Source organism: Streptomyces sp. NPDC039465 (genome assembly GCF_055639315.1).
This window is the reverse complement of the sequence record NZ_JBVKAP010000013.1, coordinates 183,345-195,571: the sequence shown is the minus strand read 5'-3', so window position 1 is coordinate 195,571 and position 12,227 is coordinate 183,345. Positions and strand designations below refer to the sequence as shown.

11 protein-coding genes are annotated in these 12,227 nt (G+C 69.2%); 2 read left to right on the top strand and 9 right to left on the bottom strand.

The window, feature by feature from the left end; genetic code table 11:
• Positions 1–352: 352 nt before the first annotated feature.
• The 3 genes from ACZ7LT_RS31940 to thyX form a co-directional block, all read right to left on the bottom strand.
• Complete coding sequence (locus tag ACZ7LT_RS31940; protein ID WP_471239598.1) at positions 353–2,038, bottom strand: ribonuclease J; 1,686 nt, start codon at positions 2,036–2,038, stop codon at positions 353–355.
• A gap of 140 nt (positions 2,039–2,178) precedes the next feature.
• Positions 2,179–3,078, bottom strand: a complete 900-nt coding sequence (gene dapA / locus ACZ7LT_RS31935; protein ID WP_471239597.1) for a 4-hydroxy-tetrahydrodipicolinate synthase — start codon at positions 3,076–3,078, stop codon at positions 2,179–2,181.
• Between the two features lie 191 nt (positions 3,079–3,269).
• Positions 3,270–4,010: an FAD-dependent thymidylate synthase gene (gene thyX, locus ACZ7LT_RS31930; RefSeq protein WP_471239596.1), complete on the bottom strand. Its 741-nt coding sequence runs from the start codon at positions 4,008–4,010 to the stop codon at positions 3,270–3,272.
• Between the two features lie 185 nt (positions 4,011–4,195).
• Here thyX and ACZ7LT_RS31925 point away from each other — a divergent pair, with 185 nt between their 5' ends.
• On the top strand, positions 4,196–4,438 hold the full coding sequence (locus tag ACZ7LT_RS31925) for a hypothetical protein (protein ID WP_471239595.1): 243 nt from the start codon (positions 4,196–4,198) through the stop codon (positions 4,436–4,438).
• Positions 4,439–4,533: 95 nt separating this feature from the next.
• A complete protein-coding gene (locus tag ACZ7LT_RS31920) occupies positions 4,534–5,088 on the top strand; it encodes a hypothetical protein (RefSeq protein ID WP_471239594.1) in 555 nt (184 codons plus the stop codon).
• A gap of 28 nt (positions 5,089–5,116) precedes the next feature.
• Here ACZ7LT_RS31920 and ACZ7LT_RS31915 read toward each other — a convergent pair whose 3' ends face one another.
• From ACZ7LT_RS31915 to eccD, 6 genes are all read right to left on the bottom strand, one after another.
• Positions 5,117–5,569, bottom strand: coding sequence for a hypothetical protein (locus ACZ7LT_RS31915; protein ID WP_471239593.1), 453 nt, complete (start codon positions 5,567–5,569; stop codon positions 5,117–5,119).
• A complete protein-coding gene (dapB, locus tag ACZ7LT_RS31910; protein ID WP_471239592.1) occupies positions 5,569–6,321 on the bottom strand; it encodes a 4-hydroxy-tetrahydrodipicolinate reductase in 753 nt (250 codons plus the stop codon). The genes ACZ7LT_RS31915 and dapB overlap by 1 nt, the downstream gene beginning before the upstream one ends.
• 25 nt (positions 6,322–6,346) lie before the next feature.
• Positions 6,347–7,726 (bottom strand): M16 family metallopeptidase, encoded by a 1,380-nt coding sequence (locus tag ACZ7LT_RS31905; protein ID WP_471239591.1) that lies wholly within the window; start codon positions 7,724–7,726, stop codon positions 6,347–6,349.
• A complete protein-coding gene (locus ACZ7LT_RS31900) occupies positions 7,723–9,945 on the bottom strand; it encodes a polyribonucleotide nucleotidyltransferase (RefSeq protein WP_471239590.1) in 2,223 nt (740 codons plus the stop codon). Before ACZ7LT_RS31900 ends, ACZ7LT_RS31905 begins: the two co-directional genes overlap by 4 nt.
• A gap of 269 nt (positions 9,946–10,214) precedes the next feature.
• The gene (gene rpsO, locus ACZ7LT_RS31895; protein ID WP_006346214.1) at positions 10,215–10,505 is read right to left on the bottom strand and encodes a 30S ribosomal protein S15; all 291 of its coding nucleotides are present in this window, start codon (positions 10,503–10,505) and stop codon (positions 10,215–10,217) included.
• Between the two features lie 179 nt (positions 10,506–10,684).
• The gene (gene eccD, locus ACZ7LT_RS31890) at positions 10,685–12,151 is read right to left on the bottom strand and encodes a type VII secretion integral membrane protein EccD (protein ID WP_471239589.1); all 1,467 of its coding nucleotides are present in this window, start codon (positions 12,149–12,151) and stop codon (positions 10,685–10,687) included.
• Positions 12,152–12,227: the final 76 nt, after the last annotated feature.

Below are 12,227 nucleotides of genomic sequence, written 5' to 3'. Positions count from 1 at the left end.
GCACGCTGTTGAGTTCTCAAGGAACGGACGCTTCCTTCGTACTCACCCTCTCGGGCTTTCCTCCGGGCGCTTCCCTTCGGTCTTTCGTGTTTCCAACCTTACCAGATCCTTTTTCCGTTCCGTTCCCGGTTCGGATTTTGTTTCCGGTGGCCGTTGGGGGCCTTTTGCCTTTCGGCTGCCTTTCGGCTTTTCCGACTTTATCAGAAGTTCTGAGTCAGAATTTCCATCCCGCCCGGGTGGACCCGTCCGCGCACATGACTGCGCTGGGTTCCCGTTGCGGTGGAGATGTAAACGTACTGGAGCGGGGCGCCACGATGCAAATCGAGGCGCCCCGCTCCCTGTTGGCTCCTCGTCAGACCTCGACGACGACCGGAAGGATCATCGGGCGGCGGCGGTAGGTGTCCGACACCCACTTGCCGATCGTCCGGCGGATCAGCTGCTGGAGCTGGTGGGGCTCCACCACGCCGTCCTGAGCCGAGCGGTTCAGGGACTCCTCGACCTTGGGGACCACCGCGTTGAACGCGGAGTCCTCAATGCCGGAGCCGCGGGCGTGGATGTACGGACCGCCGACGATCTTGCCGCTCGTGGAGTCGACGACGACGAAGACCGAGATGATGCCCTCGTCGCCGAGGATGCGGCGGTCCTTGAGCGAGGCCTCGGTGACGTCGCCGACCGAGAGGCCGTCGACGTACACGTAACCCGCCTGGACCTTGCCGACGATCCTGGCCTTGCCGTCGACCAGGTCGACGACGACGCCGTCCTCGGCGATGACGATGTGGTCCTTGGGGACGCCCGTCAGCGCGCCGAGCTCGGCGTTGGCGCGCAGGTGGCGCCATTCGCCGTGGACCGGCATCAGGTTCTTCGGCTTGCAGATGTTGTAGAAGTACAGGAGCTCGCCGGCCGAGGCGTGGCCGGAGACGTGCACCTTGGCGTTGCCCTTGTGGACGACGTTGGCGCCCCAGCGGGTCAGGCCGTTGATCACGCGGTAGACCGCGTTCTCGTTGCCCGGGATGAGGGAGGACGCCAGGATCACCGTGTCGCCCTGGACGATACGGATCTGGTGGTCGCGGTTGGCCATACGGGAGAGGGCCGCCATCGGCTCGCCCTGGGATCCCGTACAGACCAGGACGACCTCTTCGTCCGGCAGGTCGTCCAGCGTCCTGACGTCGACGACCAGGCCGGCCGGGACGCGGAGGTAGCCCAGGTCCCGGGCAATGCCCATGTTGCGGACCATGGAGCGGCCGACGAAGGCGACCCGGCGGCCGTACTCGTGGGCGGCGTCCAGGATCTGCTGGATGCGGTGGACGTGGCTGGCGAAGCTGGCCACGATGATGCGCTTCTGGGCGTTCGCGAAGACGTTGCGCAGGACGTTGGAGATGTCCTTCTCCGGCGGGACGAAGCCCGGGACCTCGGCGTTCGTCGAGTCGGACAGCAGGAGGTCGATGCCCTCCTCGCTGAGTCGCGCGAAGGCGTGGAGATCGGTGAGGCGCCCGTCCATCGGGAGCTGGTCCATCTTGAAGTCGCCGGTGTGGACGGCCATGCCCGCGGGGGTGCGGATGGCGACGGCCAGGGCGTCGGGGATGGAGTGGTTGACCGCGATGAACTCACAGTCGAAGGGGCCGAGCAGCTCGCGCTGTCCCTCGGCCACCTCGAGGGTGTACGGACGGATGCGGTGCTCCTGGAGCTTCGCCTCGATGAGGGCCAGCGTCAGCTTGGAGCCGATCAGCGGGATGTCCGGCTTCAGGCGGAGCAGATAGGGGACGGCACCGATGTGGTCCTCGTGGCCGTGGGTCAGGACGATGCCCTCGACCTGGTCGAGGCGGTCCCTGATGGTGGTGAAGTCCGGCAGGATGAGGTCGATGCCGGGCTGCTCCTCCTCGGGGAAGAGCACGCCGCAGTCGACGATCAGCAGACGGCCGTCGAACTCGAAGACCGTCATGTTCCGGCCGATCTCACCGAGCCCGCCGAGCGGGGTGACGCGCAGGCCGCCCTTGGGCAGCTTCGGCGGGGCGCCGAGTTCAGGATGCGGATGACTCAAAAGACTCTCCTCACCACACACGCCACGTACCGCTTGGGCACGTGGCGCGCGTGACATTCGTGCACTTGCTGTTGTCAGTTATTGATCTCTAGTTGTTGATCTCTTACGAAGATCTTTTATTCAGTTGTGAAGTCTGTTGGCTAGAGCTGTACCCCGCCTGCGGCGAGATCCAGCTTGAGCTGGGCGGTTTCCTCGGGGGAAAGCTCGACCAGGGGCAGGCGCAGGGGGCCGGCCGGGAGGCCCTGAAGGGCGAGGGCGGCCTTGGTGGTCATGACGCCCTGGGTACGGAACATGCCGGTGTAGACCGGGAGCAGCTTCTGGTGGATCTCGGTGGCCTTCTGGACGTCGCCGGCCAGGTGTGCCTCGAGGAGGGCGCGGAGCTCCGGGGTGACGACATGGCCGACGACGGAGACGAAGCCACAGGCGCCCACGGAGAGCAGCGGCAGGTTGAGCATGTCGTCGCCGGAGTACCAGGCCAGGCCGCTGCGGGCGATCGCCCAGCTGGCGCGGCCGAGGTCACCCTTGGCGTCCTTGTTGGCGACGATGCGGGGATGCTCGGCCAGCCGGACGATGGTCTCGGTGTCGATCGGGACGCCGCTGCGGCCGGGGATGTCGTAGAGCATCACGGGCAGCTCGGTGGCGTCGGCGATGGCCGAGAAGTGCCGGTACAGGCCCTCCTGCGGGGGCTTGTTGTAGTACGGCGTGACGGCGAGGAGGCCGTGTGCGCCGTCGCGCTCGGCGGTACGGGCCAGCTCGATGGAGTGGTGCGTGTCGTTGGTGCCGATCCCGGCGACCACATGGGCCCGGTCGCCCACCGCTTCCAGGACGGCGCGTACGAGCTCCGATTTCTCCGCGTCGCTGGTGGTGGGGGACTCGCCGGTGGTGCCGTTGATGATCAGGCCGTCGTTGCCTGCGTCCACCAGGTGGGCGGCGAGTCGCTGGGCACCGTCGAGGTCGAGTGCGCCGTCCGCCGTGAACGGCGTGACCATGGCGGTGAGGACCCGCCCGAAGGGGGTCTGCGGAGTGGAGATCGGAGCCATGGGTAACACGCTACTCGCTGCTCAGGGCCCGGTGCCCCCTCGGGGGATGTGGAGAAAGGGATCCCGGCACTGCCTGCTCGGGGGTTCAAGCAGTGCCGGGTCCGTTTGATCAGCCTAGATGAACTTCACGAAACGTCGCAATACGGACACTTCACTCCGCTCACCCGTACATCTGTCCGTACATTTGTGCCTTATGGGGCCACACGGCCGTTCTTGTTGAAGGCCGCATGGGTGAGAGGCATGAGCCGCGCCCAGTGCTCCTCCATCTTCTCGCCGACCATCTCGATCTCACGCTGTGGGAAGGACGGGACCGTCGCGAGCTCGTGCTGGGTGCGCAGGCCGAGGAAGTGCATCAGCGAGCGAGCGTTGCACGTGGCGTACATCGAGGAGAACAGACCCACCGGCAGCACGGCCCGGGCCACCTCGCGGGCGACGCCCGCGGCCAGCATCTCCTGGTACTTCTCGTACGCCTGGACGTAGGAGTCCTCCATCGTGCGCTCGACGAGCTTGTGCTGCTCCTCGGTGCCGCCGACGAAGACGTACTTGCCCGGGCGGCCCTCCTGGACCAGCTTGCGGTCGGCGCCGGGGACGTAGAAGACCGGCTCGAGCTCCCTGTACCGGCCCGACTCCTCGTTGTACGACCAGCCCACGCGGTGCCGCATGAACTCGCGGAAGACGAAGATCGGGGCGCTGATGAAGAACGTCATCGAGTTGTGCTCGAAGGGGCTGCCGTGGCGGTCCCGCATCAGGAAGTTGATCAGGCCCTTGGAACGCTCCGGGTCCTTCGACAGCTCGTCGAGCGACTGCTCACCCGCGGTCGAGACGCGGGCGGCCCACAGCACGTCGGAGTCGCCGGCGCTGTGCTTCACCAGCTCCACCGTCACATCGCTGCGGAAGCTGGGCTTGAGGTCTTCGGCGGGGGTGTCGGTCACCGCGGGTCCTTCCAATTGCATCGCTCAGGGCGGCGCCCACTCTACGGGGAGCCACTGACAGCGCGGCCTTCGCACAAGCCGTCACGGTCTTCTTCGGCCAATCCGGGGAAAAGGGGCACCAATGAGCGCTGCCATGCGTCTGTACCAATAACAGCCATCCATCACGGAGTCAGGGAGAGTGACCCATGTTCAGCCGGCGAGAGGCCGTCCCGTTCTCGTTCGTCGCCGAGGCCGACCGCTTCCGCAGTAACGTCACTCCCCCGCCGCGCGAGCGCCTCAAGGCATCCCAGCTCGCGGGCCATACGCTGATCGGGCTGACCGTCGTGGCCGGTCTCGTCGGCTCGCTGCTGTTCGGTATGCCGGCGATGGGCGCCGGCCAGTCGCCCGCCCATCAGCAGCAGCAGTCCGAGGCGTCCGACGGGCGGTGAGCCGGACGGACCCCCTGGGGTGGCCCGGTGGGGGACCGCTGGGTAGCCTCACCGGGCACAGCCCGATCGAGTGTGCTTGTGAGTGAGGATCAGTCGTGCCCCTGCCCTTTCTGACGGCCGACCGCGCTTTTGACGCGCACCCCGATGATGTCGCCCTGCCCTTCGACGACCACGACCACTGGCGCCGGCCCTACCGGCCGGGACCCTGGCGGGTGGGGGCGGCGGCGCTCGTCCTGCTGCTCGCGTCGTTCGTCCTGCTGGCCGCCGTGATCATCGCCGCCGCGGGTGCCCTGCCCGGCGCCGGAGTCTGCTTCGGGGTCGCCGTGCTCCTGATCGCCGGCGCGCTGCGGATGCTGCGCGTGGGCGTCTGGGTGAGCGCGCGAGGCCTGCGCCGGGTGGGCTTCCTCACCACCACGACCCATGCGTGGGCGCAGGTGGCGAGCGTACGGACGGTGCAGCAGCCGGTGCGCTGGCTCGGTCTGCCCCGGACGGTGCAGGGGCAGGCGCTCGTGCTCGTACGCCAGGGGGCCGAGCAGCTGCCGCTGTTCACCGACCACAGCGCGGACTTCCTGGCGCGGACCGAGGCGTTCGACCGCGCGGCCGACACGGTCGAGGCGTGGAACGCCGAGTACGGCGTCGTGCCGGCCTGATCCGGCCCGTGGATCACGGGCCGGACAGTTATGCGCCGGCCTGTCGGCCCTCGTGGAGGGCGATCGCCCGCTGCATCGCCTTACGGGCGCGGGGGGTGTCGCGGGCGTCCTGGTAGGCGACCGCGAGCCGGAACCAGCAGCGCCAGTCGTCCGGCGCGTCCTCGGTCTCGGCCTTGCGCTTGGCGAAGACCGCGTCGGCCGAGTCACGGTCGATACGGCCGCTCGGAGTGCGGACCAACTCGTCGACGGGCAGGCCGCCTTCGGCGTCGAGCTGGGCGGCGAGCTTGTTGGCCTTGGTCACGAACCGGGTGTTCGCCCAGAGGAACCAGATGCCGATCAGCGGCAGGACGAGCACCGCGGCGCCCATCGTGACGGTGATCGCGGTGCCCTGTTCGATGAGCATCACGCCACGGCTGCCGACCAGGACGAAGTAGACGACCAGGACGGCTGCCGTGACGAAATAGGTGAGCTTGGCGCGCATCAGCCGAGGTCCAGGAAGTGTTCCAGGCCGAAGGTGAGACCGGGGGTGGTGACCACCCGGCGGGCGCCGAGCAGGATGCCCGGCATGAAGCTGCTGTGGTGCAGCGAGTCATGACGGATCGTGAGGGTCTCGCCCTCGCCGCCGAGCAGGACCTCCTGGTGGGCCAGCAGGCCGCGCAGCCGGACGGCGTGGACCGGGACTCCGTCGACGTCCGCGCCGCGCGCGCCGTCGAGGGCGGTGGTCGTGGCGTCGGGCTGCGGAGCGCAGCCTGCCTTCGACCGGGCCTCGGCGATGAGCTGGGCGGTGCGGGTGGCGGTGCCGGAAGGAGCGTCGACCTTGTTCGGGTGGTGGAGCTCGATGACCTCCACGGACTCGAAGTAGCGGGCGGCCTGCGCCGCGAACTTCATGGTGAGGACCGCGCCGATGGAGAAGTTCGGCGCGATGAGCACACCCGTCTCCGGGGAGGCGTCGAGCCAGCCGGTGAGCTGCGCGAGGCGGTCCTCGGTCCAGCCGGTGGTGCCGACGACCGCGTGGATGCCGTGGCGTACGCAGAAGTCGAGGTTGCCCATCACCGAGGCGGGGGTGGTCAGTTCGACCGCGACCTGGGCGCCCGTCTCGGCGAGGGTCTCCAGCTTGTCGCCCCGGCCGAGCGCGGCGACCAGTTCCATGTCGTCGGCGGCCTCCACGGCCCGTACCGCCTCGGAGCCGATGCGGCCCTGGGCTCCGAGGACCGCCACGCGCAGCTTGCTCATTGCTCTGACTCTCTCTTCAGGCTCTTCAGGAGACGGATTCGTGCAGGCGGTCGGCCTGCTTGTCCTTGAGCGGGCCGATCACCGACAGCGAGGGGCGCTGCCCGAGGACGTCGCGGGCGACGGCCCGTACCTCGTCGGGGGTGACCGCCGCTATCTGGGCGAGCATGTCGTCGACGGACATCTGCTCGCCCCAGCACAGCTCGCTCTTGCCGATGCGGTTCATCAGGGCGCCGGTGTCCTCCAGGCCGAGGACGGTCGAGCCGGAGAGCTGGCCGATGGCACGGCCGATCTCCTCGTCGCTCAGGCCCTCGGAGGCAACCAGGTCCAGTTCGTCACGGCAGATCTTGAGGACGTCGTGGACCTGGCTGGGACGGCAGCCCGCGTAGACCCCGAACAGGCCGCAGTCGGCGAAGCCCGAGGTGTACGAGTACACGCTGTAGGCGAGGCCGCGCTTCTCGCGGACCTCCTGGAACAGGCGTGAGGACATGCCGCCGCCGAGCGCGGTGTTGAGCACGCCGAGGGCCCAGCGGCGCTCGTCGGTGCGGGCCAGGCCGGGCATGCCGAGGACGACATGGGCCTGCTCGGTCTTGCGGTTCAGCAGCTCGACGCGGCCGGCGCTGCGGATGGTGCGGTGGCCGTGGCGGGGGGCGACGGGGACCGCGTCCGTCCGGCTCAGGGCGCCGGCCCGGTCGAAGGCCTTGCGGACCTGGCGGACCACCGTTGCGTGGTCGACGTTGCCGGCAGCGGCAACGACCAGGTGTGTCGGGTCGTAGTGCTTCTTGTAGAAGCGGGCGATCTGGCCGCGGGTGAGCGCGTTGATCGTGTCGACGGTGCCGAGGACCGGGCGGCCTAGGGGGGTGTCGCCGAGCATCGTGTGCGCGAACAGGTCGTGCACGCAGTCGCCGGGGTCGTCCTCGGTCATGGCGATCTCTTCGAGGATGACGCCGCGCTCGGCGTCGATGTCCTCTTCGAGGATCAGGGAGCCCGTGAGCATGTCACAGACGACGTCGATGGCCAGCGGCAGATCGGTGTCCAGGACCCGGGCGTAGTAGCAGGTGTACTCCTTCGCCGTGAAGGCGTTCATCTCGCCGCCGACCGCGTCGATCGCGGACGAGATGTCGAGGGCGCTCCTGCGCTTGGTGCCCTTGAAGAGGAGGTGCTCCAGGTAGTGCGTGGCGCCGTTGAGCGAGGGGGTCTCGTCTCGGGAGCCGACATGCGCCCAGATACCGAAGGTGGCGGAGCGTACGGAGGGCAGGGTCTCGGTGACGATGCGCAGGCCCCCGGGGAGGGTGGTCTTGCGGACCGTGCCGATGCCGTCCTTGCCCTTGAGAAGCGTTTGGGTACGGGCGACGGCCCGCGCCTCCGAGGAGGTGCGGGCCGTCGTCCTGGAACTACGGGACGTCACTGGTCGGTGTCGTCCTTCTTGTCCTCAGCGGCGTTCTCCTCGTCCGCCATGACGGGGACGAGGGAGAGCTTGCCGCGCTGGTCGATCTCGGCGATCTCGACCTGGACCTTGGCGCCCACCGCGAGCACGTCCTCGACGTTCTCCACGCGCTTGCCACCGGCGAGCTTGCGGATCTGCGAGATGTGCAGCAGACCGTCCTTGCCGGGCATGAGGGAGACGAAGGCACCGAAGGTGGTGGTCTTGACGACCGTACCCAGGTAGCGCTCGCCGACCTCCGGCATGGTCGGGTTGGCGATGCCGTTGATCGTGGCGCGGGCGGCCTCGGCGGCCGGGCCGTCGGCAGCACCGATGTAGATGGTGCCGTCGTCCTCGATCGTGATCTCGGCGCCGGTGTCCTCCTGGATCTGGTTGATCATCTTGCCCTTGGGGCCGATGACCTCACCGATCTTGTCCACCGGGATCTTGACGGTGATGATCCGCGGGGCGTTCGGGGACATCTCGTCCGGGGTGTCGATCGCTTCCATCATCACGTCGAGGATGTGGAGGCGGGCGTCACGGGCCTGCTTGAGGGCCGCGGCCAGGACGGAGGCCGGGATGCCGTCCAGCTTGGTGTCGAGCTGGAGGGCGGTGACGAACTCCTTCGTACCGGCGACCTTGAAGTCCATGTCGCCGAAGGCGTCCTCCGCACCGAGGATGTCGGTGAGGGTGACGTAGTGCGTCTCGCCGTCGATCTCCTGGGAGATCAGACCCATGGCGATACCGGCGACGGGGGCCTTGAGCGGCACACCGGCGTTCAGCAGCGACATGGTGGAGGCGCAGACGGAGCCCATGGACGTCGAGCCGTTGGAGCCGAGGGCCTCGGACACCTGACGGATCGCGTACGGGAACTCCTCGCGGGTCGGCAGCACCGGCATGAGCGCGCGCTCGGCCAGGGCGCCGTGGCCGATCTCGCGGCGCTTGGGGGAGCCGACGCGGCCGGTCTCGCCGGTGGAGTACGGCGGGAAGTTGTAGTTGTGCATGTAGCGCTTGCGGGTCACCGGGGAGAGGGTGTCCAGCTGCTGCTCCATGCGGAGCATGTTGAGGGTGGTGACGCCCAGGATCTGGGTCTCGCCACGCTCGAACAGCGCGGAGCCGTGCACCCGCGGGATGGCCTCGACCTCGGCGGCGAGCGTACGGATGTCCGTGACGCCACGGCCGTCGATGCGGACCTTGTCCTTGATGACGCGCTCGCGCACCAGGGCCTTGGTCAGGCTGCGGTAGGCGGCGGAGATCTCCTTCTCGCGGCCCTCGAAGGCCGGGAGCAGCTTCTCGCCCGCGAGGACCTTGACGCGGTCCAGCTCGGTCTCGCGCTCCTGCTTGCCGGCGATGGTGAGCGCCTGGGCCAGCTCGCTCTTGACCGCGTCGGACAGGGCGGCGTAGACGTCGTCCTCGTAGTCGAGGAAGACCGGGAACTCGCCCTCGGGCTTGGCGGCCTTGGCGGCGAGGTCGGACTGCGCCTTGCAGAGGACCTTGATGAACGGCTTCGCGGCCTCGAGGCCGGCGGCCACGATCTCCTCGGTCGGCGCCTCGGCGCCGCCCTTGACGAGCTCGATGGTCTTCTCGGTGGCCTCGGCCTCGACCATCATGATCGCGACGTCGCCGTCCTCCAGGACGCGACCGGCGACGACCATGTCGAAGACGGCGTCCTCGAGCTCGGTGTGCGTCGGGAAGGCGACCCACTGGCCCTTGATCAGGGCGACACGGGTGCCGCCGATCGGGCCGGAGAAGGGCAGGCCGGCCAGCTGCGTGGAGCAGGAGGCGGCGTTGATCGCGACCACGTCGTACAGGTGGTCGGGGTTGAGCGCCATGATCGTCTCGACGATCTGGATCTCGTTGCGCAGGCCCTTCTTGAAGGAGGGGCGCAGCGGCCGGTCGATCAGGCGGCAGGTGAGGATGGCGTCCTCGGAGGGGCGGCCTTCCCGGCGGAAGAAGGAGCCGGGGATCTTGCCGGCCGCGTACATCCGCTCCTCGACGTCGACCGTCAGGGGGAAGAAGTCGAGCTGGTCCTTGGGCTTCTTGGAGGCGGTGGTGGCCGACAGCACCATGGTGTCGTCGTCCAGGTACGCCACGGCGGAGCCGGCGGCCTGCTTGGCCAGGCGGCCCGTCTCAAAGCGGATGGTGCGGGTGCCGAATGCGCCGTTGTCGATGACGGCCTCGGCGTAGTGGGTCTCGTTCTCCACTAGCGATTTCTCCTACGTTTCGTCTTTTCGTCCGCGCGCCCGTGTGGCGGGCGGACGGGCGGAGAAGCGCCTGTGTGCGGGCCGGTCTTCGATCGAAGCACCCGGGGTTTGGTTCCGGGGGCCACTACCGAGGACCGGCGGCGAGCCGGCGGCTTCTCGCTCGGTTGGTGTGACGTTGTGCGACCAGACTAAGTGCCGGTCGGCACATCGCGCACGTACAGCAAAGGGAGCGGCCCCCTAAAAGTGGGAACCGCTCCCTTCACGGCGTCTTACTTGGCACCGCCGGCCGCACCGCGGCGGATGCCCAGGCGGTCGACCAGCGTACGGAAGCGCTGGATGTCCTTCTTGGCCAGGTACTGCAGCAGGCGGCGGCGCTGACCGACGAGGATCAGCAGACCACGACGGGAGTGGTGGTCGTGCTTGTGGGTCTTGAGGTGCTCGGTCAGGTCCGAGATACGGCGGGAGAGCATCGCGACCTGGACCTCGGGGGAGCCGGTGTCGCCCTCCTTGGTGCCGAACTCGGCCATGATCTGCTTCTTCGTAGCGGCGTCGAGAGACACTCGGTACTCCTCAGTGATGTTCGATGCGCCCACGAGTGCCCCTGGTCTTGGTCTCAGGGGAGCTTCCGTGACTCGGAGGCGAAGGCGCGATGGGCGCTGCTCCCAGAGATTTCCGGGAGCGCGTACACAAACGGCCGTCACACAGCGTACCAGCCCGCCCGCCGCGCCTGTCCCGCGGGCTAGCTGGTCAGCGCGCGGGCTGCGGAGAAGACGTCCAGGACGGCCAGGCAGAGCGGCACGAGGGAGAGCAGGACGGCGCTCTCGGCGAGGTCGAGCAGGCGGCCCCAGAAGGGTGAGAGGCCCTTCTTCGGGATGACCAGGCCGATGGCGGTGATCAGGGCGGCGCCGGCGGCGACGGAGGCGGTGAGCCAGATCGTACGGATGTCCAGGCCGCCGCGGTCGCCGTACATCAGCAGGTCCTGGACGAGGTCGGCCGGCGGGTTCAGGGAGAGGCCGAGGACGAGCAGCGCGATGGCGGCGATGCCGGCCACCAGGACGCAGGCGACCTGCGAGGTGTAGCGGAAGAGCCGGGCCCGCAGCAGCATCGCGAGGCCGGCGGCGAGGGCCAGGAGCTGGCCCCAGACGTTGCCGGCGAAGCCGAGGACGGCGGCGGAGCCGACGACGACCGCGGCGCAGCCGCCGACCAGGCCGAGGAGCATCTCGTGGCCGCGGCGGGCCTGCATCGCGATGCGCTCGGCGTCGACGGGCTGGGCCTCGGGGGTCTCGTTCGGGTCGGCGTGGAAGTCGTCGGCGGCGCCGCGCGGGGCGGCGTAGCCGATGGGGAGCCGGGCGAAGCGGGCGGAGAGGCCGGGCAGGAAGGCGACCAGGCCGATGGCGACGGGGGCGCAGACGGCGGCGGTCGAGGTGGCGGAGGCCTCGGTGAGGATGGCCAGGAAGGTGGCGAGGGTGCCGACGACGGCCAGGAAGGTGGCGGCGACGAAGGGGGCGTCCCCGCTGGGGGTGAGCGCGACCAGGGTGACGGAGGCGACCAGGACGGTCACGCAGCCGAGCAGGAACTGCAGGCGGCCGGGGCCGTGCCCGGCGTCCGGGCCGATGATGCCGGAGCCCGCGATGAGCAGCAGCGGGAGCGCGCCGAGGCCGAGGGCGACGGCGGTGGCCCGGTCTCCGTACACCCGGGCCCGTACGCCGGCGAAGGCGGTCAGCAGGACGCCGGCGGCGCCCGCGACGACTCCGGGGAGGCTGTGCATGTCGTGGCGGACCGGGTCGGCGAACCAGAGCACGAAGCCCATGAGGACGAGCAGCAGGACGCCGCCGACGAGGCCGGCGCCGCGGAGCAGGTCGTCGCTCCACAGGTGGCGGTCGCGGGTGACGGCGGAGGCGACGGCGTCGGAGACGTCGTCGAAGACGGCCGGGGGCAGGGACTGCGCGAAGGGGCGCAGGGAGAGCACCTCGCCGTCGAGGACCTGCTGGGCGGCGAGGGTGCGGGCGCCGTCGAGGACGGTGCCGTCACGCCGGACGAGGTGGTAGCCGGTGGGGGTGCCGGGGGCCTGCGTCTGGCCGGTGAGCCGGAGGATCTCCGGGTACACGTCGGCGACGGCGATGTCCTCGGGGAGTGCGACATCGATACGGCTGTCCGGCGCCACGACGGTGACGCGGCAGAAGCCGGTCGTTGCGGTCGTACTCACTGTCTGGACCCCCTGATTCGCGGTTGCGCACACTGCGCGCGACACCCTACCGGGAGGCGGTGTCATTGCCTGCAAG

Coding starts and splice junctions, on each gene's coding strand:
- dapB (WP_471239592.1), bottom strand. CDS start 6,321: ATGAGCAAGCTGCGCGTGGCGGTCCTCGGAGCCCAGGGCCGCATCGGC.
- ACZ7LT_RS31925 (WP_471239595.1), top strand. CDS start 4,196: ATGTTCAGCCGGCGAGAGGCCGTCCCGTTCTCGTTCGTCGCCGAGGCC.
- dapA (WP_471239597.1), bottom strand. CDS start 3,078: ATGGCTCCGATCTCCACTCCGCAGACCCCCTTCGGGCGGGTCCTCACC.
- ACZ7LT_RS31915 (WP_471239593.1), bottom strand. CDS start 5,569: ATGCGCGCCAAGCTCACCTATTTCGTCACGGCAGCCGTCCTGGTCGTC.